The following is a 24,268-nucleotide window of genomic DNA, read 5'->3' as shown; positions in this document are numbered from 1 at the left end:
CGCAAATCCATCCACTTCATGGCTCCACCGCGCCTCCAGCTTCACGGCATTACCAAGTCCTATCCGGGCGTAGTTGCCAATAGTGATGTCTCGCTGGAAGTTCTGCCCGGTGAAATCCACGCAGTGCTGGGCGAAAACGGGGCCGGCAAGTCCACGCTGATGAAGATCATCTACGGCGCGGTCAAGCCCGATGCAGGTACGGTGCACATGGATGGTCAACTGGTCAATATCCGCAACCCGCACGAAGCCCGCGCCGTGGGCATCAGCATGGTGTTCCAGCATTTCAGCCTGTTTGACACCATCACGGTTGCCGAAAACGTCTGGCTGGGGCTGGACAAACGCCTGAAGCTCGAAGAGGTGAGCCAGAGCATCACCGCCAAGGCGCAGGAATACGGGCTTGACATTGACCCGACCCGGCCTGTCCACACGCTGAGCGTCGGCGAGATGCAGCGCGTCGAAATCATTCGCGCACTGCTGGCCAACCCCAAGCTGCTGATCCTGGATGAGCCGACCAGCGTGCTGACGCCGCAGGCGGTCGAAAAGCTCTTTGTGGTGTTGCGCAAGCTGGCCTCCGAGGGCTGCAGCATTTTGTACATCAGCCACAAACTGCATGAAATCCGCGCGTTGTGCACTGCCTGCACGGTATTGCGCGGCGGCAAAGTCACCGGCGTGTGCAAACCCGCAGAAGAGAGCAATGCATCGCTGTCGCGCCTGATGATTGGCGCCGAGCCGCCGCAACTGGAACACCGGCCGCACACTGCGGGCGACGCGGTGCTGACGGTCAAGAATCTGCGTCTGGCACGCGAAGACCAGTTTGGCGTGGACCTCGCGGGTGTGGACCTGCAGGTGCGCGCGGGCGAGGTCGTCGGTATTGCCGGTGTTTCTGGGAACGGGCAGAAGGAACTGCTGTACGCATTGTCGGGAGAAGATTGCCGCGCAGCGACCGGCAGCGTTCACATGGGCGCGGTCGACGTGTCACACCTGCATCCTGGTGGGCGACGCAAGCTGGGCCTGCATTTCGTGCCCGAAGAGCGGCTTGGCCGCGGCGCAGTGCCCACGCTGAGCCTGGCGCAAAACATGCTGCTGACCCGCACCGAAGACATTTCGCATCCGCGTGTGGCGGGTGGCTGGATTGGCATTGCTAAGTTGCAGGCCCATGCGGCACGCATCATTGCCAGCTTTGGCGTCAAGGCCGGTGGGCCGCAGGCCGTGGCGCGCTCGCTGTCCGGCGGCAACCTGCAGAAATTCATTGTGGGTCGCGAGATCGAATCGCACCCCACGCTGTTCATCGTCGCACAGCCGACCTGGGGCGTGGACGTGGGCGCTGCAGCGCAAATCCGTGGCGAGATTTTGGCGCTGCGCGATGCGGGCTGCGCGGTGCTGGTAGTCAGCGAAGAACTGGATGAATTGTTTGAGCTGAGCGACCGCCTGCACGTGATGGCGCGTGGCAAATTGTCGCCGTCGGTGCCAGTGGCCGAGGCGACGATAGAGATGCTGGGCGAATGGATGAGCGGCTTGTGGCCTGAATCGACGACACAGGAGACGGCCCATGCTTAAGCTGGAAGCAAGACCGCAGCCCTCGAAGGTATGGAGCTACGGCTCGCCGCTGCTCGCGTTACTGTGCACCGTCATCATCGGCGTGATCCTGTTCGCCGCATTGGGCAAAGACCCGCTGGCCGGATTGCTGGTGTTTTTCTGGGAACCCATCAAATCCGGCTACGCCTTGGGCGAGTTGCTGGTCAAGGCCACGCCCTTGCTGCTGATTGCGTTGGGGCTGGCGGTGTGCTTTCGCTCTAACGTCTGGAACATCGGCGCCGAAGGCCAGTATGTGATGGGTGCGATTTTCGCCAGTGGCGTGGCGCTGCTGGCAGAGAAGGCGACGGGCGGCTGGATTGTTGTGCCCATTGTGCTGGCCGGCATTGCGGGTGGCATGTTTTGGGCAGCGATCACCGCCTTCCTGCGCGACAAGTTCAACGCGAATGAAATTCTGGTCAGCCTGATGCTGGTCTATGTGGCCGTGCAATTGCTGGGCTACATGGTCTATGGCCCTTGGAAAGACCCGAACGGCTACAACTTTCCACAAAGCAAAACCTTTGAAGCCGCGACCCGCATTCCGCGGCTGTTCGATGGCTCCCGCGTTTCCATCGGCGTGCTGTTTGCGCTGGTGGGCGTGGGGGGGCTGTGGGTGTTTCTGTTCCGAACGCGTGCTGGTTTTGCGCAGCAGGTGGGTGGCTTGGCACCGGCCGCGGCGCGGTATGCTGGTTTCTCGGCGCGCGGTGCCTTGTGGACTGCGTTGTTGATATCGGGTGGCTTGGCGGGTCTGGCCGGTGCGCTGGAAGTTGCTGGCCCCATCGGGCAACTCACGCCGTATGTGCCCGCAGGCTACGGTTTCGCGGCCATCATCGTGGCTTTCGTCGGGCGGCTGCACCCGGTAGGCATGGTGCTGTCAGCCTTGTTGATGAGCATGTTCTATATCGGCGGCGAACTCGCGCAGTCGCGCCTGGGTTTACCGAAGTCGCTGACCGGTGTGTTCCAGGGGCTGCTGCTGTTCACGCTGTTGGCGTGTGACACGCTAGTCAACTACCGCTTGCGCTGGGCGCAGGGTGTCGTCCAGAAGGCGGGGGCGCACTGATGGAATCCTACGCATTGCTTCTTGCCGCCACGCTGAACGCGGGCACCGTGCTGGCGCTGGCCTCGCTGGGCCTGTTGATCAACGAGAAGGCGGGTATCGTCAATCTGGGCGCCGAAGGCATCATGCTGTGCGCCGCGATTGCTGGTTTTGCGACCGTCGTGCACACCGGCAGTTTCTCGCTGGGGTTTGTTGCGGGCATGGTCGCAGGTGCGTTGTTGGCGGGGCTGTTTGGCGTGCTGGTGATCTGGCTCAACACCAATCAGTACGCCACTGGCCTTGCACTCAGCCTGTTCGGCGGGGGGTTCTCGGCGTTTGCCGGAATCGCCTACGTGCAGGAAAAAATCCCAGAGCGCGCAACCTTTGCGATTCCTTGGCTGTCCGACATTCCCTGGTTTGGCCCGGCGCTGTTTCGCCACCACCCGCTGGTCTATCTGACGGTGATCTTTGCGCTGGTGTTGATCTGGTTTCTGTACCGCACGCGCAGCGGCCTGATTTTGCGCAGCGTGGGCGAAAGCCCGGAGTCGGCCCATGCGTTGGGCTACCCGGTGCGGCGCATCCGACTGGCGGCGGTGGTTGTGGGAGGCGCGCTGTGTGGGCTGGCCGGGGCTTACATCGCTACGGTGTACACGCCGCTGTGGGTGGAAGGCATGGTTGCGGGCAAAGGCTGGATCGCACTGGCGCTGACTACCTTCTCGACCTGGCGCCCGGCACGTGTATTGCTTGGGGCCTATCTGTTTGGTGGGGTGACGATGTTGCAGTTCCATTTGCAGGGCGCGGGGGTTGAGATTCCCAGCCAGTTCCTGAGCATGTTGCCCTACCTGGCCACCATCCTGGTGCTGGCACTGATCTCCCGCAATCCCAAGTGGATTCGGATTAATATGCCAGCGTCCATTGGTAAACCTTTTTATCCCGGCTCCTGATTTTTTACGGCAAACCTGATTTTTAAAGGAATTGACATGACCGACCTGTACAAACGCTCGCTGTTGAAAGTGACTGCGCTCTCCGTGGTGGCCGCTGCCGCCCTGGTGGCTTGCGGCAAGAAGGAAGAACCGGCGCCTGCACCCGCAGCTTCGGCACCCGTGGCCAAGGCCGAACCCTTGAAGATTGCGTTTGCTTACGTAGGCCCCGTGGGCGACGGCGGTTGGACCTTTGCGCACGACAACGGCCGCAAGGCGTTGGAAAAAGAATTCGGCGACAAGATCAAGACCTCGTTTGTAGAGAACGTGCCTGAGTCGGCCGACGCCGAGCGCGTGATCCGCGACATGGCCTCGCAAGGCAACAAGCTGATTTTCGGCACCACCTTTGGCTACATGGAACCCATGCTGAAGCTGGCGCCCGAGTTCAAGGACGTGAAGTTCGAACACGCGACCGGCTACAAGACCGCCGACAACATGCGCACCTACGACAGCCGCACCTACGAAGGCGCGTACATGGCCGGCGTGATCGCGGGCGCAATGACCAAGAGCAACACGCTGGGTGTGGTCGGTTCGATCCCGATTCCCGAAGTGATCCGCAACATCAACAGCTTTACGCTGGGCGCGCAGTCGGTGAACCCCAAGGTCAAGACCAAGGTGGTCTGGGTGGGCGAGTGGTTCAACCCGCCAAAAGAAACCGAAGCTGCAACCAGCCTGATCAATGGCGGTGCCGACGTTTTGTTCCAGAACACCGATTCCCCCGCTGTGCTGAAGACGGCACAGGACAAGGGCAAGCGCGCCTTTGGCTGGGATTCCGACATGACCGCCTACGGTCCCAAAGCCCACCTGGCATCCAGCGTGATCAACTGGGGCCCGTACTACATCAAGGCCACCAAGGACGCACTGGAAGGCAAGTGGTCCAGCGGCATGAGCTGGTGGGGTGTGAAAGAAGGCGCGATTGATATCGTGTCCATCGCCGAAGACGTGCCTGCAGCAACCAAGGCCAAGGTCGATGAAGTGAAGAAGGGCCTGAAGGAAGGCACCTTTGTCATTTGGAAAGGCCCTATCGTCGACAACACTGGCAAGGAACAAATCGCCAAGGATGCAACCGCAGATGACAAGTTCCTCGGCGGCCTGAACTTCTATGTCAAGGGTGTGGAAGGCAAGATCCCTGGCGGAAAGTAATCCACCGCAGTAATCTGGAAAAAGGCCACCGCTTCGGTGGCCTTTTTTTATGACCCCGGGGCACTGTTCACCGAGGTTTGGCGTAGTATTTGCAACAGGGGGTCTTGCCATTCGGTCACATGATGCGACTTTTTGCCTGCCTGTTGATTGCTTGTATCTGGGGCTGCCCGCTGGCGACGGCCCAGGCCCAGTCGCGTGTGGTGAGCGTGTGTTACGACGCGACAGCCCTGCGGCCCTGGGTCAACAAGCTGGGCGTTCCCTTGCTGCAGACCTCTGGCTCGCTACAACACATTGCCTTTGAACAGGTGCCTTTGCCTTGGTTGCGCTGCCTGCGTGACGTCGACAAGGGCGTTTATGCCGGTGCCGTTGGCGCCAGCTACAGCGAAGAGCGGGCGGCATTTGCGGTCTACCCCGCCACTGCCGATGGGCAACTGGACCCTTCGCGGCGCATGCTATCCAGCAGTTACTCTCTTTTTCGCGCTTCCGGCGCCAGCGGTAACTGGGACGGCAAGAAGTTCATGGGCCTTTCGAGCCGTGTGATTGCACAGCGTGGCTACTCGGTAGTGGCCGACCTGAACCGGATGGCCATCCCGGTGGATCAGTCTGCCGGTGATCCGGAAACGGTATTCAGGATGCTGATGGCCAGGCGGTCGCAGTTCGGCGTCATGGTGACCGAGCAGGGCGAGGAAACCATGAAGTTGGCCGAGTTCCAGGGGCAGATTGAAAAAGTGACACCCCCGCTGATCGTCAAGGACTACTACCTGATCTTTGGAAAGCGCTATTACGAAGACAACAAGCGCCTGGTCGAGGCCTTGTGGGCCCAGCTTTCCGAGGTGCGGGATTTGCGGGATGCCGAATCCCAGTCGCGCCTCAAATCCAGACGTTGAGCCGTTACCATTGCCCGCACCGAACAGATTGAATGAACATGAAACATAAACCCGTCGCAACAGACCGCTTGCCCGCTTTGCTGGCAGCCATGCCCAAAGCTGAATTGCACATGCACATCGAGGGTTCGCTCGAGCCGGAGCTGATGTTTGCGCTGGCAAAACGCAACAATGTGGCGCTGCGCTTCCCGAGCGAGCAGGCCTTGCGCGATGCCTATGTGTTCAACAACCTGCAAGAGTTTTTGGACATTTACCACGAAGGCACGATGGTGTTGAAGACCGAACAGGACTTCTACGACATGACCTGCGCCTACCTGGCGCGTGCGCAGGCAGACAACGTGCTGCATACCGAGATCTTCTTTGATACCCAGACACACACCGGCCATGGCCTGAGCGCGGACGTCGTTATCAATGGCCTGTATCGCGCCTGTGCCGATGCCCCCGCCAAGTTCGGTATGACGGCCTCGCTGATCCTGTGCTTCCTGCGCCACCTGAGTGAGGAAGAGGCATTTGAGTGCCTCGAAGAAGCGCTGCCGCTGCGCGACAAGATCGTGGGCATTGGCCTCGCTTCCAGCGAAGTAGGTCACCCGCCCGAGAAGTTTGCCAAGGTCTATGCGCGCGCGCGTGAGCTGGGTTTTCGTCTTGTGGCGCACGCCGGCGAAGAAGCACCGCCGGCCTATATCTGGAGCGCGCTGGATGTGTTGAAGGTCGAACGTATTGACCACGGCGTGCAAGCCATCCACGATGCGGCGCTGATGCAGCGTCTGGCGAAAGACAAGATTCCGCTGACCGTATGCCCGTTGTCGAATTTGAAGCTGCGCGTGTTCCCCACGCTCAAAGAGCACAACATCGGTCGCATGCTGGACGCAGGCATCGTTGCCACCATCAATTCGGACGACCCGGCGTATTTTGGCGGCTACATGAACGAGAACTTCACGCAGACCTTTGCTGCGTTGGGCTTGACTTCGCAGCATGCTTACCAGTTGGCCTTGAACAGTTTCAATGCCAGCTTCATAGAGCCGTCAGCGCTTGCCAAACATATAGAACGGCTCGACGCCGTGTTTGCCAGCTTCGCTTGAGCCCGCTGATCCAGGTGGGTAGCCATGCGCTATTTGTGGGCGCATTAAAATAGCGCCCTCAGGCCCGCAGCTCCGGCGGGCCTGGTTGTTTATTCGGAGCCATGTAGAGGACTACCATGTACAAAAACCTCCTGGGCGTTCAGCCCGCGGCTTGGTCATGAGCTACCAGGTCAAGGAAATTTTCTACACATTGCAGGGAGAGGGCGCCAATGCTGGGCGCCCAGCTGTGTTTTGCCGTTTTGCCGGTTGCAACCTGTGGTCAGGCCGCGAGCAGGACCGGGAGACTGCGGTCTGCAAGTTTTGCGACACCGACTTTGTCGGCACCGACGGTACGCTGGGTGGCAAGTTCACGACCGCTGAGGCCCTGGCCGAGCGCATTGCCCAGCAATGGCCCGCCGCCGATAGCGCGCACCGCTTTGTCGTGATGACCGGTGGTGAGCCGTTGTTGCAGGTGGATGCGGAACTCATTGAAGCCCTGCATGCACGGGGCTTTCAGATCGCCGTGGAAACCAACGGCAGCATCGCCGCGCCCGAGGGTATCGATTGGGTTTGCGTTAGCCCCAAGGCCGGTGCGCCATGGGTGCAAAGGAGTGGTCATGAGCTGAAAGTTGTCTGGCCGCAAGCTGGTCTGGACCTGGATGCGCTGGAAGCGGCCGACTTCACACACCGCTATCTGCAACCCATGGACAACGTGCTACGCAGCTCCAATACCGAAATGTGCATCCAACAATGCATGCAGCGCCCCGCATGGCGCCTGTCTTTGCAAACCCACAAGATCACGGGCATACGATGAATACCTCCGGAAAACATTTCGAGATTAGCCAGGGCTTCTTCTTTGACGCAGCCCATACGCTCAAACGGGAAGTTGAGGCAGAGGGCAGCCGCCGCATCCATGGTCACACCTACAACGCTGAGGTGACATTGAGTGGCAAGCCCGACCCTAAAACCGGCATGGTCGTGGATTTGGGGCTGGTGCGGCGCGCCATCGAGCATCTGCGCGCGCAGCTCGACCACCATTTGCTGGACGAAGTGCCGGGTCTGGGCCCTGCTACGCTGGAAAACCTGTGTACTTTTATCTGGCGTGATCTGGCGGTGCGGTTGCCTGGATTGACGCAGGTTCGTGTGTGGCGGACGGGGATGGGTGATAGCTGTACTTTGCGGTGAACTTCCTTGGTCTGCGCGGGTCATTGCGCATTGCTCCCGGTGGCCTCATGCTGTTCTCTTCGCGAACAGAAAATCGGCTACCGGAAGCAAGGCACACTGACCCGACCCTGAGCGGTAGTTTTGTCCTGAACATTGGCACATCAATTTCATCTCGACTCGCTGGTGTTGGGTATGCCGGGAAGCCGATTTGCTGGACCCGCAGGGGACTGATGAGGCCTTCCGGCATACCCAACGCCGGCAGGTACAAAAGCACCCTGTATCCAGCCTCAACGGGATGCTAAGCTCACAAGCATGAAAGCCTACCGCGCATCCCTGCTCTGGTTTGCTCCAAACGACGGAGCGACACCACGTGCTCTCTTCGAAGAAGACGGCCTGCTGGTCATCGACACAAATGATGCAGGCACGCAGGTAGTCCAAGCGATTGGTGCGTGGAGCGTGTTATCGCCGAAGTACTCCGATCTGAAGGTAGAACACCTGCCTGGCCGCATCATCGCGCCGGGGTTTGTCGATATGCATGTGCACTATCCGCAAACCAATGTCATCGGCTCGCCCGCAGACGGACTGCTGCCGTGGTTGGAGAACTACACATTTCCAGAGGAAAAATGCTTCGCAGCGCCCGAATACTGTGCGCAAGCAGCTACTTTTTTCATAGCAGAGTTGTTGCGCAACGGAGTCACCAGCGCGCTGGCTTTTGCAACTTCGCATCCGCAATCGGTAGACGCCCTGTTTGTAGCGGCACAGGCCAATCGCATGCGCATGGTCACCGGCATGTGCCTGATGGACCGCAATGCGCCAGCCGATTTGCTGAACCAGCCGGGCGCAGGTACCACCGCTACCGAGCAAAGCCTGCGCGATACCGAGGCGCTGATTCAGCGCTGGCACGGCAAAGACCGATTGGGCTATGCGATCACGCCGCGGTTTTCGCCCACTTGCACGGACGCGCAACTGCATGGCGCGGGCGAGCTGGCCAAACAGTATTCGGACGTATGGATCCAGTCCCACGTCGCCGAAAACCATGACGAGATCCGCTGGGCCGCCGAGCTATTCCCGAAATCGCGCAGCTACCTCAGCAGCTACGGCGACTTTGGCCTGTTGCGGCCGCGCGCAGTCTATGCCCATTGCATTCACCTCGATGCAGAGGATCGTGCTCTGATGCACGACACTGGCACCGCCGCTGCGGTGTGCCCGACCAGCAACCTGTTTCTGGGTAGCGGCTTCTTTGACTATGTGAAGGCAGACGAGGCGGGCTTCATGTATGGATTGGCCAGTGATGTGGGCGGTGGAACGGCGTTCAGCCCTTTCCACACCATGCTGGCGGCGTATTACGTAGGGCGTGAGGGGCACCTCAAGGAAGGCTTGTCACTCAGCCCACAACATCTGTGGTGGCAGCACACGGCGGGTGCCGCGCGGGCGATGGGGCTGGAAGGTGTGACCGGCAACCTGTTGCCAGGATGCGAGGCTGACTTTGTCGTGATTAACCCCAAGGCCACGCCTTTGCTGGAGCGCAAGACCTCGTTGGCCAACAGCCTGGATGAACTGTTGTTTTCCCTGATAGTCTTGGGGGACGACCGATTGATCGAGCGTACCTCCATTGCCTGAACCATGAAAAACCTTCCCTTGCTCCACTGGCATTCGATGTTCATGGGCGTGGCGCTGCTGGCGTCAGGCCGCTCCAAAGACGCGCGCAAGCGCAACGGGGCCTGCATCGTCAGCCCGGACAACAAAATTTCTGGTGTCGGCTACAACGGCCTGCCGCGCGGTTGTGACGATGACGACGAGAGCTACTGGCTAGACGATGACACCGACCCGCTGAATTCGCGCCATAGCTATATCGTGCATGCCGAGCAGAACGCCATCCTCAACTGCACCTCATTGCCGCTGCATGGTTCCACCATCTACGCCACCCAATACCCTTGCCCGAAGTGCGTTCAGTCCATCATCCAGGTCGGCATCAAACGGGTGGTTTATCTGGACAAGAAGGCGCACCAGGAGCGTATCAACGGTGCCTCCGAAAAAATGCTGGCGGACGCTGGTGTCGAGGTGGAGTCCTTGCAAGAACTTCATCCCGGGTCGGCCGACTGGTCAGCCGAGCTGGCCCAGTTCATTGAAACCTCTACTCAACCCAAGGCGTAAGTCTTAGAAAGGCCACACCATGAAATGGGAAGGCAACCGCGAATCCGACAATGTGGAAGACCGCCGCGATCAGGGCGGTGGTGGAGGCGGAGGTTTGGGGGGCCTGGTTGGTGGCCGCGGCATAGGCATTGGCACCATCGTCGTCGCGCTGCTGGGCGGCTGGGTACTGGGCGTGAACCCGCTGACCATTCTGGGCCTGCTCAGTGGTGAAGGCGGCCCCGCACCCCAAGTGCAGCAGGCCCCCGCGCACCGTCCGCCTGCAGACGACCGCATGGCCAAGTTTGTATCTACCGTGCTGGCCGATACCGAAGATGTCTGGACCGACGTCTTCACCAAGGGCGGCGCAACCTACCAAAAGCCCAAGCTGGTACTGTTCCGCGGCGCTACGCCTACCGCCTGCGGTCAGGGCCAGTCGGCCATGGGACCGTTTTACTGCCCGGGCGATCAAAAGGTCTATATCGATCTGGGTTTTTACGAAACCCTGCAAAAACGCTTGGGCGCCCCCGGCGACTTTGCCCAGGCCTATGTGATCGCCCATGAGGTTGGTCACCATGTGCAAAACCTGCTGGGCATCAGCGCCAAAATGCAGCAAATGCAAGGACGGGTCAGCAAAACCGAATACAACGCCCTGAGCGTAAAGCTGGAGCTACAGGCTGACTGCCTGGCCGGCGTCTGGGCCCATCACGCCAACAATGCCCGCCAGTTGTTGGAGCAAGGTGATGTGGAGGAAGCCATGAACGCCGCTGCCAAGATTGGCGACGACGCCTTGCAAAGTGCCGGTGGCGGGCACGTGGTGCCCGAGAGCTTTACCCACGGCACGAGCGCCCAGCGCCAGCGCTGGTTTGATACCGGGTTCAAAAACGGCAGTGTGAAGCGGTGCGACACTTTTACCGCCTCGACACTGTAAACAGACGGTTTCCTGGCCCAATGACCTGAAATTGGGTCAAAAACTGCCTTATAGGGGATAATGCGGGTTTGCCCCGGACTACCGGGCGCGACCCGCTATCGGATGGATAGCACACAACTGGCTATGCCTGACCGACTTGAATACTGAACTGACTCCCTCTGTTGCCCCCGCAGTTTCCAACGAACTGAACGCGGACACCCCCATCATGGCCTTTGCCCAGCTGCAATTGGCCGCGCCGCTTGCCCGAGCTGTGGCTGAGATGGGCTACGAATCGATGACCCCGATCCAGGCCCAGGCCATCCCCGTTGTGCTGGCTGGCAAGGACGTCATGGGCGCCGCCCAAACCGGTACCGGCAAGACTGCCGCGTTCGCGCTGCCGCTGCTGCAGCGCATGATGAAGCACGAAAACCCTTCGACTTCGCCTGCCCGCCACCCGGTGCGCGCGCTGGTGCTGCTGCCCACGCGTGAGCTGGCCGACCAGGTTGCCCAGCAGGTCAAGCTGTACGCCAAGTACACGAACCTGCGCAGCGCTGTGGTGTTTGGTGGCATGGACATGAAGCCCCAGACGCTGGAGCTGAAAAAAGGCGTTGAAGTGCTGGTCGCTACGCCCGGTCGCCTGCTGGACCATATCGAAGCCAAAAACGCCGTCCTGAACCAGGTCGAATACGTCGTATTGGACGAAGCGGACCGCATGCTGGACATTGGCTTTTTGCCGGACTTGCAGCGCATCCTGTCCTACCTGCCCAAGAGCCGCACCACGCTGCTGTTTTCGGCGACCTTCTCGCCCGAAATCAAACGCCTGGCCAACAGCTACCTGCAAAACCCGGTCACCATCGAAGTGGCGCGTTCCAACGCGACGGCTTCCACCGTTGAGCAGCATTTCTACAGCGTCAACGAAGACAGCAAGCGCCACGCGCTGCACCAGATCCTGAAACAGCGCGGCATGAAGCAAGCGTTTGTATTCGTCAACAGCAAGCTGGGCTGCGCCCGTCTGGCCCGTTCGCTGGAACGTGAAGGCCTGAAGACCGCTGCGCTGCACGGTGACAAGAGCCAGGACGAGCGCCTCAAAGCGCTGGAGTCGTTCAAAAAGGGCGAAGTCGATCTGCTGGTGTGTACCGATGTGGCCGCCCGCGGTCTGGACATCAAGGACGTACCTGCGGTGTTCAACTTTGACATCCCGTTCAACGCCGAAGACTATGTGCACCGCATTGGCCGCACCGGCCGCGCTGGCGCATCCGGTCTGGCCGTGACTTTTGTGGGTGGCGGCAACGATGCACGCCTGCTGGCGGACATCGAGAAGCTGATCAAGACCAAGATCGAACTCGAAGCGGTGGAGTTTGAAGAAGACCAGCCGGACATTCGCAAGCAAGGCCGCATCAACGATGGCCGCCGCATGTACCACGAAGCCGACGCACAAAGCGGCGGTGACAATGGCCGCAGTGCTGGACGCGGTGAGAGCCGTGAAGGTCGTGGTGAGGGCCGTGGCTCCCGCGATGAAGGTTTCCGTGAACGCGCGCCGCGCAACGACTACAAGCGCCCCGCGCCCGCACCGCGCGATCCGTTTTTCGACAAGCCCTATGAGCCAACTGCTGTGGCCGACGCCGCTGCCGCCACGCCGTCATGGGAAGCATCGGCCAAGCCTGCAACCCGCAGCATTTCCAGCAACATCCGCCCCAAGCGCAAGGTGGCGGCGCTGTTCAAGGCAGACTAGTTAGTTCAAGCGGCGCCAGGCTTGAGGGCCTGCGCGCATTGTTCTTGAATCAGTTCACTTGTCCAGCCCTGCGGCGCTGGCAGTGCATCCAGCCGTAGCGCGCTGAGACAACCGCCCCAGACACAGCCTGTGTCCAGCGACAGCACATCGGGTCGGTTCAGCCAACCCAGCGTGGACCAGTGGCCAAACGCGACTGCCACATCTTTGGTTTTGCGGCCCGGCACTTCAAACCACGGCATATAGCCCTCTGGCGCATTGCCCGCGCCTTCGGTGGATTTGAATTCCATCGCGCCCTCAGCACTGCAAAACCGCAGCCTTGTCAGCGCATTGACGATGACGCGCAGCCGTTCTGCGCCTTCCAGTGTGTCGTTCCAATGGTCTGGCTGGTTGCCGTACATTGCGTGGAAGAACGCGTGGGCCTGGTCACTGCGCAGCACCACTTCCACCTCTTGCGCCAGCGACAAGGCCTGCTGCGCTGTCCACTGCGGCAAGACGCCCGCATGCACCATCAGCAGTGGCTTGCCGCCAATCTGCTCCAGCATCGCCATGCGCTGGTGGCGCAACCAATCCAGAAGTGCGTCGCGATCCCGGGCGTTCAGGATGTCGCTGATCGTGTCCTTGGAATGCACGCTACGTGCGCCATGGCTGACAGCCAATAGGTGCAAGTCGTGGTTGCCCAACAGGCAGCGAGCACTGGCGCCATAACCCTTCAGCCTGCGTAACACGGCCTCTGAAGACGGTCCTCGGTTGACCAGATCACCCAGCAGGATGAGCGTGTCGCGGCTCGGCGAGAACGCGATTTTTTGGAGCAGCCGTTGCAGTGCGTCATCGCAGCCTTGCACATCGCCGATAAGGTACATTGCCATGGTGTTCATTCTCGCTCGGGTTTCATGGATTTTTTTCTGATCATGGTGTTGACGCTGCTGAACGGCGCGTTTGCAATGTCGGAGCTTGCGCTCACCGCCAGCCGCAAGGTGCGCCTGCAGAATCTGGCGGACGCAGGAGACGGCGGCGCAGCGGCAGCGTTGAAACTGCTGGACAACCCGACGCAATTCCTATCCGTCGTGCAGGTGGGTATCACCGGTATCGGCATGCTGAACGCCGTGGTGGGCGAGGCGGCATTCAGTGACAACGTTTCTAAGTGGCTGGAGCTGACCTTTGGCATTTCGCACCGTGCGTCCGAAATCTCGGCAACGGCCATCGTGATCACCACCATCACCTTCATCACCATCCTGTTTGGCGAGTTGGTGCCCAAGCGCATTGGCCAGTTGTACCCCGAGACCGTGGCGCGCTGGATGTCGCGACCCATGACCTGGGTGGCGCGCATTGCACGGCCCTTTGTGCAACTGCTGTCGTTCTGCACACATGCCATCCTGAGGCTCTTGCGAATTGACACCACCGACACGCGCGGCGTGACCGAAGCCGAGATTGACGCCAGCCTGGAAGAGGGCGTGGATGCCGGCATCATCGAGGAACACGAGCACCAGATGGTGCGCAACGTGTTCCATCTGGACGAACGGCATCTCACGTCGATGATGCTGCCGCGAGTCGATATCGAATGGCTGGATGCATCGCTGACAGTGGCCCAATGCCTGGAGCAAGCCAGCGCAACCGGTGACAAAAAAGTGCATTCCTGGTATCCGGTATGCCGTGGCTCGCTGGATGAAGTGGTCGGAACCATCAGCGTCGCGCGTCTGCTGGAGCGCGGCACGCGTTATCCATTTGCCATCGGTGCGCTGGTCGACCCGGCAGTGTATGTACCCGAGACGCTGAGTGGCATGGAGCTGATTGAGCAGTTCCGCACGAAGTCCGCACGCATGGTGTTCGTCGTGGACGAATACGGTGTGGTGCAGGGCCTGATCACACCGAACGATTTGCTGGAAGCCATCACCGGTGAACTGAAACCCAGTGTGCAAGCCCAAGCCTGGGCTACGCAGACGGCTGACGGCTCATGGGAACTGGATGGACTGATGCCAGTGGGCGAACTCAAGGCGCGGCTGGAGATTGATGAGTTACCACAGGAAGAGCGTGGCCGCTACAACACCGTCGCGGGCCTGATCCTGTCGGTCATCGGGCGTTTGCCCGCGGTGGGTGAGCACATCACGCTGGGAAGCTGGAAGTTTGAAGTCAGCGCGCTCGAAGGCCGCCGTATCGACAAGGTCGTCGCGCGTCGTACGCTCGACTGACTAGGCCCTGTCCGCCAGCCGGTACATCAGCAAACCCAATAGCTCGTGCAGCGCCAGTTGCCAGCGCTGAGCGCCGCGTGCCAATGAATACTCAGTCCATGGCGTCGGTTCACCCGTGCGGAAGTCCACCGGATACGCCGTCACATTCCAGCCTGCCTTCTGAAAGGTCGCCATAGAACGCGGCATATGCCAGGCCGATGTCAGCAGTAGCCAGGGTTTGGTGATATCTATGCCTGGCATCTGCGCAGTGAGCACGGCGTTTTCATAGGTGTTGCGCGAAGCCGATTCATAAAGTACTTTGCCAGCCGCAATTCCCTGGCTGTCGAAGAAAATCTGAGCCCGCTGCGCTTCGGTCAGGCCGGTCTCCATCAGTCGGCCTTCGCCGCCGGTGAACACGATGGTGAGCTGCGGGTTGCGCAGCAACAGCGGCAACACTGCGGTCATGCGTTCAGCTGCGTCGTTCAGTACCGGTTGGCTGTGCGGTGTGGTTTGAAACGCTGGCTCCAGCGCTCCGCCCAATACGATGACGCCGGCAAATCGTTGCATGTCCGCACCCGGCGGAACTTCTGCGAACTGGCTCTCCAGATGTCGCACCATCATGTCTGGCAAGGGTTGCCAGCCGATCAGCAGTAGCAAGCACAGCGCGGTAGTCGCCAGTCTGCGCGCGGCCTTCGGTCGCTGCCACAGCATCACGGCAGCCAATAGCAGGAGCGCTACCCAGGCCAGTGGCTGGGTGATCAGCGAGAGCAGCTTGGCTGCCAGGATGGATATCACGAACGGCCAGCAGTCACTTTGTGTCTTCAGGCATCGCGCGCGGCTGTTGCACGGCGCTCTCTACCTGTTGCTTGACCTGCTGCTGAATCTGATGGCTCTGATCTTTGACGGTCGCACCGGGTGTCGAGACCGGCAGTGTCACGCCAGCAGAGGTTGCTGCAGGTGCAGGCGCACCGCTAAGCGAGCTCAAATTCTTCTTGGCCAGCAGGCCGACGATGGCAACTACTAGCAATAGACCGACCAGTCCGAACATGCCGCGCATACCAATTCCTTGCAAAGCGTCTTGATGGGTAGCAATTATGGGCCTCCACGCGGTGCACATCTGCGCCACTGGGTCCACGCTTTCGCGATTTTGTTGTCGCAACTGCCGATAGAAGCGAAGTTGTCTGACTTCGTGTTGAACCTAACTTGGCCCGATATCGACGGGGCCGCAACACATACCACTTCTCGAGAAAATATGGTGCCCCCGACAGGAATCGAACCTGTATCTGCCCCTTAGGAGGGGGCCGTTCTATCCATTGAACTACGGAGACGAAGCCGGAATTGTAAGGTCGGCTCCTGCGCGCTAGGTGACAGAGGTTCGGGGCTGACCCGCCAAGCCGTCACTTGGTCAGATGCCGCATCGCCTCTTCCAGGCCTTTGAGCGTCAGCGGGTACATGCGGTTGTGCACGATTTGCTGGATCACGCTGATGCTCTGGCGGTACTGCCATACGCCCTGCGGTTCAGGGTTGATCCACGCGAACTTGGGGAAAGCATGCAACAGGCGCTGCAGCCACTCGGCACCGGCCTCCTCGTTGTTGTACTCCACGCTGCCACCGGGTTGCAATATTTCATACGGGCTCATCGTCGCGTCGCCCACGAAGATCAGTTTGTAATCCTTGTTGTACTTGCGGATGATGTCCCAGGTCTCAAACTTTTCGGCAAATCGGCGGCGGTTGTTCTTCCACATGAAGTCGTAGACACAGTTGTGGAAGTAATAGAACTCCAGGTGCTTGAACTCCGTCTTGGTGGCGCTGAACAATTCTTCGACGCGAGCTATGTGCTCGTCCATCGTGCCGCCTACGTCCATCAACAGCAGCACCTTGACGTTGTTGTGGCGCTCGGGCCGCATTTTGATGTCAAGGTAGCCCGCATTGGCCGCCGTCTTGCTGATGGTTTCGTCCAGGTCGAGCTCGTCCTCATGGCCTTCGCGGGCAAATTTGCGCAGGCGGCGCAACGCGACCTTGATGTTGCGCGTGCCCAGCTCTTGCGTGTCGTCGTAGTCTTTGTAAGCGCGCTGGTCCCAGACCTTGACGGCGCTCTTGTTGCGCCCCTTGTCCTGTCCAATGCGTATGCCCTGCGGGTTCTGGCCATTGGCACCGAAAGGTGATGTACCGCCCGTGCCTATCCATTTCGATCCGCCTTCGTGGCGCTCCTTCTGCTCTTCCAAGCGTTTTTTCAACGCCTCCATCAGCTCGTCCCAGCCCATTTTCTCGATCTTGGCGAGTTCTTCGGGGCTGAGGTTGAGTTCCAGATTCTTGCGCAGCCACTCCAGCGGAATGTCCTTGGTGAAATCGGCGACCAGCTCAATGCCCTTGAAGTAGGCGGCAAAGGCGCGGTCAAACTTGTCGTAGTGTTTTTCGTCCTTCACCAGCGTAGTGCGGCTCAGGTAGTAGAAGTCATCGACCTTGTAACCCGTAGGTTCTGAATCATCGTCGGGCGCGGGCGAATTGGGCCCGACCACGCCTTTTTGCAGGGCTTCCAGCAGCGTCAGGTATTCCTTGACGGAGACTGGCAGCTTGGCCGAGCGCAGGGTGTAAAAGAAGTCCAGCAACATCGCGGTCTCCTAACGGGGCTTGTCCCGGAGGTACAGCAATTGGGCTTTGGCTTCCGGCCATTCACCCGAACGCATGCTGTACATCACGGTGTCGCGAATCGTTCCATCGCGGCGCAACGCGTGGCCGCGAATGATGCCGTCCTTCTTCGCGCCCAGGCGTTCAATCGCGGCTTGCGACGCGAAGTTGAAGTTATCGGTGCGCCAGCCGACGACATGGCAGCCCAGTGTTTCAAAGGCATGTGTCAGCAACAGCAGCTTGGCTGTCGTGTTGACGTGGCTACGTTGACTGCTTTTGCCGTACCAGGTCCAGCCGATTTCTACGCGCTTCACTGGCTCCAATATGTCGTGGTAGCTGGTGCTTCCAAGCACTTTGCCCGTGGCGACGTCCAGCACCACAAATGGAAAGCGATGACCTTCCTGTCGATGCGACAGTGCCAACTCGATATAGGCGCGCACCTTCTCGGGCTCGGGGACGGAAGTAACCCGGATATTCCATAGCTCGCCATCGCAGGCAGCTTCACGCAGGCCTTCCTCATGCTGCAGGCCAAGCGGCTCCAGCCGCACGCCGCGGTCTTCCAGGGTGACGGGATGAACCAGTGCCATGTCTATTTTGTGATGTCGTTATCGCGTGCGCGGCGCCAGCGGCGCGCCAATTGCAAGCCCAAGCCACCGCCCAGTCCCGTCAGCACAATGCCGCCTATGCTGGCATTGCCGTAGCCGGGTGCAAAGATGTCCCAGCCGAGCATGCGCCCGGCCCAGAAACCTAACAGAGCGCCTCCGACAAAGCCGACAGCATCCGACAGGCCTTCAATCAACAGCTTGTTCATGGACGGGTCTTAGCGGTTATGACGTTGCATGAACATCAGTTTTTCAAACAGCGTGACGTCTTGCTCGTTCTTCAACAATGCACCCACCAGAGGCGGCACAGCCATTTTGTCGTCCTTGCTGTGCAGTGCTTCGGCGGGAATATCTTCGGCCAGCAAGAGTTTGAGCCAATCCAGCAGCTCGCTGGTGGAAGGTTTTTTCTTCAGGCCTGGCAGACCCCGCACTTCAAAGAATGACTTCATCGCCGCATTCAGCAATTCTTTCTTCAGGCCGGGGAAGTGCACGTCCACGATGTTTTTCATCGTGTCGGCATCAGGGAATTTGATGTAGTGGAAGAAGCAACGGCGCAGGAAGGCGTCTGGCAATTCTTTCTCATTGTTGGAAGTGATGAACACCAGCGGGCGGTGCTTGGCCTTGATCAGCTCCCGCGTCTCGTAGCAGTAGAACTCCATGCGGTCGATTTCACGCAGCAGGTCGTTTGGGAACTCGATGTCGGCCTTGTCGATCTCGTCGATCAGCAATGCGACTGGCTTGTCGGCGGTGAAGGCCTGCCACAGCACGCCCTTGATGATGTAGTTGTGAATGTCCTTGACGCGCTCGCCGCCATCGATGTCCGACAGTTGGGAGTCGCGCAGGCGGCTGACCGCATCGTATTCGTACAGGCCTTGCTGGGCCTTGGTGGTGGATTTGATGTGCCATTGCAGTAACGGCATATCCAGCGCCTGGGCCACTTCTTCGGCCAGCATGGTCTTGCCCGTTCCAGGCTCGCCTTTGACTAAGAGCGGGCGTTGCAGCGTAATGGCGGCATTGACCGACAGCATCAGGTCTTGCGTGGCGACGTAATTCTTGGTTCCGTGGAATTTCATGGATCAGCGGTGGTTGAAGTCGATGGCAAAAAAGGTGCCGAAATGGCCATCTGGCACGGGCACAGTGGTCGATATAATGGCCCAGCCCATTTCTACCAATCACCGTCTGATTGTCATCGCAAAATGAACAAATTGCTTTTGTCCCTGTCCGCCTTGCTTGTCGCTTCCGTGACCGCAGTTTCTGTCCACGCCGAAGATATCAAGGGCGACGCCAAAGCCGGTGAGAAGAAGAACGCCATGTGTATTGGCTGCCACGGAATCATTGGCTACCAGGCAAGCTTCCCCGAAATCCACAAGGTGCCCAAGATCTCTGGTCAGGGTGCGGGCTACATTACTGTCGCTTTGAATGCCTACAAGAAAGGCGAGCGCAAGCACCCTTCCATGCGCGGTATTGCTGACTCCCTGACCGACCAGGACATCGCCGATCTGGCGGCTTTCTATTCCACCAGTGGTGTGGTCGAAGGCGCTGCTGCACTGGGTGACGCGCCTGCCGCGACCGGCAAGGCAGCCGAGTTGTTGACCAAGGGCAATTGCGAATCCTGCCACGGCAAGAGCCTGAGCGCCCCGATTGACCCTTCATACCCCAAAATTGCAGGCCAGCATGGTGACTACCTGTTGGTGGCGCTCAAGTCTTACAAAGCTGAAAACAACGCCAACGTGGGACGCAGCAATGCCATCATGGGTGGCATTGCCAAGCAGTTCTCGAATGCTGAGCTGAAGGAACTGGCGACGTACCTGAGCAAGCTTCCAACGGAACTGAAAACGGTTCCCGAGAAGCGCTTCCGCTAATTCGTCTCCCCATGAAAAAAGGCCGCTGTCAGCGGCCTTTTTTTGTTGGCTCACAACGGTCAGTTGACGCGGGTGATGCGGCCCAAGGAAGGCTCTGGCACGACGCCCTTGACCCTGAAGTACAGCTTGGCGGCTACCAGATCGATCTCGCCAGCCTGGGCGTTCTTGCCTTGCTTGAGCACTGTGTAGTTGTCGCCGCCGTCGGCCATGAAGCTGTTGACGGTGATGCGGTAGACCCTGTCCATCGCGATCGGCTCGCTATGGAGCTTCATCGAGCCAGGCACAACGCGGTGGCCTTGGCCAGATTCAGCGCCAGCTGGCTGGGCCGCGTCCCAACTGTAGCTAAAACCGTTGGAGGTTGGCATCACGCGGTTGCTGGTTGGCGGCTGTGGCTTTTCCCACTGTTGCTCCAGCAGGCGCAGGATTTGCGCGCCGGTCAAGTCCATGGTCACCAGGTTGTTGCCGAAGGGCATAACATTGAACAGGCTGCCGAAGCTGATGGCTGTGCTGGAGAGGTCGGCACGCAGGCTGCCGCCATTGACGAATGCAATCTGCGCGGCTTTGTCGCCATAGCTGGAATCCGAACTCGCAGCCAGATAGATGTCAGCGACCAGGCTTCCCAGAGTGGTTTCACCGGAAGCGTTGATCTTCCGGTCCAGCGGCACAACCAGGCGGCCGACAGGTACATCGGTAATGGGCTTGCTCAGATCGCCATAGCGTTTGACGATGCGCTCAATCGCCGGGTCCTTGGTCAGGACCTGGTAACCAGCAGGAACTGGCAGTAGATTCCCGTTGGTGTCCTTGACGCCGATATCGTTGAGCACCAGGTGGTTGTTGGCGTCCTTGGCGATGACCTTTTTGGTTCTGCCATCGACCGTGATGTCGATCTTGCTGAGCAGTCGGCCATAGGATCCGGTTTGCGTGATCAGGCGACCGTTGGGGCGGAAGCAAACGTACTCCTGATGCGTGTGGCCACTGACGATGACGTCAATTGCCGGGTCCAGCCGGTCTGACAGGTCCAGGATGTCGCCATAGAAGCCGGGGCAGGACTTGTCCATTACGGTTTTGGCTTTCGTCGAGCCACCCTGGTGGATCAGCACCACGAAGACAGTCGCCCCCTTTGCGCGCATCTCGGGCACAAGGCGTTTGACCGTTTCAACCTCGTCATCAAAGCGCAGGCCAGCCACGCCCGAGGGTGAGACGACGCTGGGTGTGTCCTTGAGGGTCATGCCGATGAAGCCTACCTTGACGCCACCCATGTTACGGATGGTGTAGGCCGGGAACAGGGGTTTGCCGGTGGCGGTATCAACCACATTCGCCGCAAGGTACTGGTATTTCGCCCCAGGATAGCGGCCGTCGTGCATGCAGGTATCGACACCCGGTTTGCCGCTGCCATCCGGGCTCGCCGGATAGCAGCCCCCCTTAGCTTGGCGCAACAACTCGGTGCGGCCGCGGTCAAATTCATGGTTGCCGACGCTGCTGATGTCCAAACCTATCTGGTTCAGGATCTCGATGGTCGGTTCGTCATGGAACAGGTTGGAGCTGATCTGCGAAGCACCGATCAAGTCGCCGGCTCCGACCACCAGCGTGCGCCCCGGGTTTTGCGCTTTCAGGGCCTTGACCAGCGTGGACAGATAGGCCGCGCCGCCGAGGCTGACGCGTGCGCCGTTCGGATTGGTTGGATCGGGCACCAACACGCTACCGACCGGCGGCGCGATGTTTCCGTGGAAATCGTTCATCCCAATAAGCGACAAGGTGATTGGCGCGGGGCCCGCAGGAGCAGCCAAGAGCAGGGCGGGTAGTGCCAGGCTGGCTGTGAAACTCAGGATGCTCCGCAAAGACTTTTTCATGTTGTTTACCCAGAAGATGGTCCGTGATGTTGGGGATTCTGCGCCCCAAATGAAAACCGCCAAGGTGAGTGCCCTGTCGGGCACGCCTTGGCGGTCAATTCACACGTTGGTGAAAGCTGCGATTACGCCCGGTCTATTAGAAGTCCGTGCGCAATGTGAGAGCCACAAAACGGGGGGAGCCCACGTAGTACAGAGGAGCGCCGGCCGCGTTAACCTTGAACTGGCTACCGCTGCTACCAGACAGTCGCAGGTAGTTTGTGTTGAACAGGTTGCTGACGTTGAATTGCAGAGATGCCTTCTTGAACGGACCATTGTCTGCAAAGCGATAGCCGGCTGTCAGGCCAAACACGTTGGAAGCATCAACCCATTCATCGTTTACGAGAGTGGAGTAAGTCTTTCCGGTGTACTTCATGTCGACGTTACCGTACCACGTGTCGGTGTTGTAGTTGAAGCGCAAGCTGGCCATTTGCTCAGGGGTAGCTGGCAAGATCTTGCCAGCTGTGGCTGCTGTCACTGTGGCACTTGTCTGCAAATTGTCTGCCATCACACTGCGTGTAAACGACAAGGAACCGTACACAGACCATTTCGGATCGAACTTGTAGCCAGACTCCAGCTCCAGACCTTGAGTAGTCACACCACCGACGTTGTAATCAGTGGAGAAGCCGGCCACGGGGTCGTACGAGCTCGCAATGCGGTTGCGGAATGAGTTGTAAAACACCGTGCCAGAGAATGTTGTGGCATCGCTGGCGTAACGATAGCCCAGATCCAGATTGGTCGAAGTTTCCATTTCCACGCGTGGGTCACGTGTGATGTATCCGGGTGTCAACACGCCATTGGTGTAGCTGGTACCAGTCAGCAGAGTCTGGTAGCTGAAGTTGCCTGGCGCCTTCATGTTGTCAGTCAAATTGCCGAATACCGAGCTCTCTGCACTCAGCGCGTAACGGATGCCAATGCTTGGCAGCAACTTGCTGTAGGTTTTATTGACTTTGTAGTCTGCACCACCAAATGTGTTGCCGTTGCCGGTGTTTTCATTGGCGTAGTTGGTGAAGTCGCGATTGATTTCCGATTGACGAACTGCCACTTGCAGATTCATTTTGTCGTTCAACAGGTTGACCGTGTCCTGCAGGAACAGCGATTGCGCCGTGCTGATGGTCATCTGGTCACGACCCTGATAGTAGGTGCCATTCTGGCGGCGAATGAACAGATCCGGATTTTCAAACCAGATGTCTGCGGCATTGCCCAAGTTATCAATGCGGACTGCAGGTTGGGTCTGGAAGTGACGGGCTTTCTCCATCCAGTAGCCTGCCATGATGTTGTTGTCACCCACACGCACATTGGTTTTGAGCGTAATGCCAGGGCGGAATGTGCGGGTCACAGAGGCGCGGTACACCATGATGGTGTCCAACGTGTCGCCGTCGCCATTGAGGTCGGTAATACCGCCACCCAGGCGATTGCCATTGTTGGACTCAGACAAGTTTTGCAGGCTGGTGCCGCCGTTGCCAAAGCCGTACCAAAAATACGGTTCAGCAGAAATAGAAACGTCCTTGCTCGCTTTGAACTCGACTTTGCCGGTCCACAGGTAGTTCAAGAACGGGTTGAGTTGGTAGCCGTAGTAGTTGTCGACAAATGCCGGGTTGCGGGAAGTTTCGTTTTGTGCGGTGCCGGCGGCTGGTGGCAAGTGCGTTGGAACAACCACACTGAAGTCTCTGCCAGGGCCATACTGCGCTAGCTGAGCTGTGGACAGCGACAGCAGGTTGTTGTTAACCGCTTTGTTGTACAGAAAGCTGGTCGAGAATTCCAGGCTGCTGGTAGGTTTGAACTGAGCGGCAAAGTCAACGTGATTCTTATCAGCAATGCCTGGGCCCTTGAACTTGTCGGCCTTGGAGTGGGAGTACGAAATGAACAACTTGGCCATATCGTTGGCGAATTTGCCAGTGTTCAGGCGGACAAAAGTCTTAAGATGATTCAGGTCGCCAACGGTCTGGGCGACGGTAACGCCGAACTTGTCGGTCGGCGCACAAGTCACCATCCCCACGTTGCCGCCAGAAGCGCCGACGTGAGGTGCTTCATTGTCGGTGGAGCCTTGGGTAACGAAAATTTCGCACATGTTTTCGTTGTCAGCGTATTCCTGTGGATACACCGCGAAATTGCCCGAATCATTGACAGGTGCGCCATTGATAGTGAAGCCCATCTGGTCGCTGTTGGCGCCGCGAATGGTCAGCGAACCGCCAAACAGGCCGGTTGCATCGTAGCTGTATGTGTTGACGCCAGGCAGCATTTCGATGGCCTGGTAAGGGCTGGCGGTGGGCGTCAGCGACTCAATGTGCGCCTTGGTGACGGAAGAGCGTGCTTTGGGGGTTTCTTCCTGAACGATCAGGCCGGTGCCAGGGGCGCCTTGCACGGAAATCTTGCCGATATCGGTGGTTGCGGATTGGGCCCACAGCGTGGGTGCGGCGCACAACGCGCTGACCAACAACGCCACTTGCGAGGGTTTGAACTTTTTCATGGTTTCTCTCTTTTTCAGTACAGGTTGAGGAGGGGAGGGGAAAATA

General features: G+C 59.1%; 23 protein-coding genes and 1 tRNA gene. 14 read left to right on the top strand and 10 right to left on the bottom strand.

Annotation, left to right across the window (positions count from 1 at the left end; all coding sequences use genetic code 11):
• Positions 1-18 precede the first annotated feature (18 nt).
• The 12 genes from AC1DV6_RS05525 (at position 19) to AC1DV6_RS05470 (ending at position 12,609) form a co-directional block, all read left to right on the top strand.
• Complete coding sequence (locus AC1DV6_RS05525; RefSeq protein ID WP_477975889.1) at positions 19-1,557, top strand: ABC transporter ATP-binding protein; 1,539 nt, start codon at positions 19-21, stop codon at positions 1,555-1,557.
• A complete protein-coding gene (locus tag AC1DV6_RS05520; RefSeq protein ID WP_477975887.1) occupies positions 1,550-2,632 on the top strand; it encodes an ABC transporter permease in 1,083 nt (360 codons plus the stop codon). The genes AC1DV6_RS05525 and AC1DV6_RS05520 overlap by 8 nt, the downstream gene beginning before the upstream one ends.
• Positions 2,632-3,552 carry an ABC transporter permease gene (locus AC1DV6_RS05515; RefSeq protein ID WP_477975885.1) on the top strand — a complete coding sequence of 307 codons (921 nt, stop codon included), beginning with the start codon at positions 2,632-2,634 and terminating at the stop codon, positions 3,550-3,552. Before AC1DV6_RS05520 ends, AC1DV6_RS05515 begins: the two co-directional genes overlap by 1 nt.
• Before the next feature lie 36 nt (positions 3,553-3,588).
• Positions 3,589-4,731, top strand: a complete 1,143-nt coding sequence (locus AC1DV6_RS05510; RefSeq protein WP_477975883.1) for a BMP family ABC transporter substrate-binding protein — start codon at positions 3,589-3,591, stop codon at positions 4,729-4,731.
• 119 nt (positions 4,732-4,850) lie between these two features.
• On the top strand, positions 4,851-5,618 hold the full coding sequence (locus AC1DV6_RS05505; protein ID WP_477975881.1) for a type 2 periplasmic-binding domain-containing protein: 768 nt from the start codon (positions 4,851-4,853) through the stop codon (positions 5,616-5,618).
• A gap of 38 nt (positions 5,619-5,656) precedes the next feature.
• Positions 5,657-6,694, top strand: a complete 1,038-nt coding sequence (locus AC1DV6_RS05500; protein ID WP_477975879.1) for an adenosine deaminase — start codon at positions 5,657-5,659, stop codon at positions 6,692-6,694.
• 157 nt (positions 6,695-6,851) lie between these two features.
• Complete coding sequence (gene queE / locus AC1DV6_RS05495; protein WP_477975877.1) at positions 6,852-7,487, top strand: 7-carboxy-7-deazaguanine synthase; 636 nt, start codon at positions 6,852-6,854, stop codon at positions 7,485-7,487.
• Positions 7,484-7,858 (top strand): 6-carboxytetrahydropterin synthase, encoded by a 375-nt coding sequence (locus AC1DV6_RS05490; protein ID WP_477975875.1) that lies wholly within the window; start codon positions 7,484-7,486, stop codon positions 7,856-7,858. Before queE ends, AC1DV6_RS05490 begins: the two co-directional genes overlap by 4 nt.
• A 291-nt stretch (positions 7,859-8,149) precedes the next feature.
• Entirely contained in the window at positions 8,150-9,457 is a 1,308-nt protein-coding gene (gene guaD / locus AC1DV6_RS05485; protein ID WP_477975873.1) for a guanine deaminase, read from the top strand.
• Positions 9,458-9,460: 3 nt separating this feature from the next.
• Entirely contained in the window at positions 9,461-9,991 is a 531-nt protein-coding gene (locus AC1DV6_RS05480; protein WP_477975871.1) for a deoxycytidylate deaminase, read from the top strand.
• Between the two features lie 19 nt (positions 9,992-10,010).
• Positions 10,011-10,898: a KPN_02809 family neutral zinc metallopeptidase gene (gene ypfJ, locus AC1DV6_RS05475; RefSeq protein WP_477975869.1), complete on the top strand. Its 888-nt coding sequence runs from the start codon at positions 10,011-10,013 to the stop codon at positions 10,896-10,898.
• A gap of 205 nt (positions 10,899-11,103) precedes the next feature.
• Positions 11,104-12,609 carry a DEAD/DEAH box helicase gene (locus tag AC1DV6_RS05470; protein ID WP_477975988.1) on the top strand — a complete coding sequence of 502 codons (1,506 nt, stop codon included), beginning with the start codon at positions 11,104-11,106 and terminating at the stop codon, positions 12,607-12,609.
• A gap of 5 nt (positions 12,610-12,614) precedes the next feature.
• Here AC1DV6_RS05470 and AC1DV6_RS05465 read toward each other — a convergent pair whose 3' ends face one another.
• Positions 12,615-13,475, bottom strand: coding sequence for a symmetrical bis(5'-nucleosyl)-tetraphosphatase (locus AC1DV6_RS05465; protein WP_477975867.1), 861 nt, complete (start codon positions 13,473-13,475; stop codon positions 12,615-12,617).
• A gap of 24 nt (positions 13,476-13,499) precedes the next feature.
• On the opposite strand from AC1DV6_RS05465, the gene AC1DV6_RS05460 reads away from it, so the two are divergent.
• Positions 13,500-14,795: a hemolysin family protein gene (locus AC1DV6_RS05460; protein ID WP_477975865.1), complete on the top strand. Its 1,296-nt coding sequence runs from the start codon at positions 13,500-13,502 to the stop codon at positions 14,793-14,795.
• Here AC1DV6_RS05460 and AC1DV6_RS05455 read toward each other — a convergent pair whose 3' ends face one another.
• The 7 genes from AC1DV6_RS05455 to AC1DV6_RS05425 all read right to left on the bottom strand — a co-directional run bounded on the left by AC1DV6_RS05455 (position 14,796) and on the right by AC1DV6_RS05425 (position 19,077).
• A complete protein-coding gene (locus AC1DV6_RS05455) occupies positions 14,796-15,569 on the bottom strand; it encodes a YdcF family protein (RefSeq protein WP_477975863.1) in 774 nt (257 codons plus the stop codon).
• 13 nt (positions 15,570-15,582) lie between these two features.
• The gene (locus AC1DV6_RS05450; RefSeq protein WP_477975861.1) at positions 15,583-15,831 is read right to left on the bottom strand and encodes a hypothetical protein; all 249 of its coding nucleotides are present in this window, start codon (positions 15,829-15,831) and stop codon (positions 15,583-15,585) included.
• Between the two features lie 196 nt (positions 15,832-16,027).
• Positions 16,028-16,102, bottom strand: a tRNA-Arg gene (locus tag AC1DV6_RS05445).
• A 69-nt stretch (positions 16,103-16,171) separates the two neighbouring features.
• Positions 16,172-17,386: a vWA domain-containing protein gene (locus tag AC1DV6_RS05440; RefSeq protein WP_477975859.1), complete on the bottom strand. Its 1,215-nt coding sequence runs from the start codon at positions 17,384-17,386 to the stop codon at positions 16,172-16,174.
• Positions 17,387-17,395: 9 nt separating this feature from the next.
• A complete protein-coding gene (locus tag AC1DV6_RS05435; protein ID WP_477975857.1) occupies positions 17,396-17,989 on the bottom strand; it encodes a GNAT family N-acetyltransferase in 594 nt (197 codons plus the stop codon).
• A gap of 2 nt (positions 17,990-17,991) precedes the next feature.
• Positions 17,992-18,213 carry a hypothetical protein gene (locus AC1DV6_RS05430; RefSeq protein ID WP_477975855.1) on the bottom strand — a complete coding sequence of 74 codons (222 nt, stop codon included), beginning with the start codon at positions 18,211-18,213 and terminating at the stop codon, positions 17,992-17,994.
• Positions 18,214-18,222: 9 nt separating this feature from the next.
• On the bottom strand, positions 18,223-19,077 hold the full coding sequence (locus AC1DV6_RS05425; RefSeq protein WP_477975853.1) for an AAA family ATPase: 855 nt from the start codon (positions 19,075-19,077) through the stop codon (positions 18,223-18,225).
• Between the two features lie 123 nt (positions 19,078-19,200).
• Between AC1DV6_RS05425 and AC1DV6_RS05420 the strand changes: the two genes are divergently transcribed.
• Positions 19,201-19,866: a c-type cytochrome gene (locus tag AC1DV6_RS05420; RefSeq protein WP_477975851.1), complete on the top strand. Its 666-nt coding sequence runs from the start codon at positions 19,201-19,203 to the stop codon at positions 19,864-19,866.
• Between the two features lie 59 nt (positions 19,867-19,925).
• On the opposite strand, the gene AC1DV6_RS05415 is transcribed toward AC1DV6_RS05420, so the two are convergent.
• A complete protein-coding gene (locus AC1DV6_RS05415; protein ID WP_477975849.1) occupies positions 19,926-21,716 on the bottom strand; it encodes a bifunctional metallophosphatase/5'-nucleotidase in 1,791 nt (596 codons plus the stop codon).
• A gap of 136 nt (positions 21,717-21,852) precedes the next feature.
• Positions 21,853-24,222 (bottom strand): TonB-dependent receptor, encoded by a 2,370-nt coding sequence (locus tag AC1DV6_RS05410; protein WP_477975847.1) that lies wholly within the window; start codon positions 24,220-24,222, stop codon positions 21,853-21,855.
• Positions 24,223-24,268 lie beyond the last annotated feature (46 nt).

The organism is Rhodoferax sp. P2_H8_2, from assembly GCF_056403235.1.
Note: the sequence above shows the minus strand (reverse complement) of the source record. Positions and strands in the feature narration are given on the sequence as shown.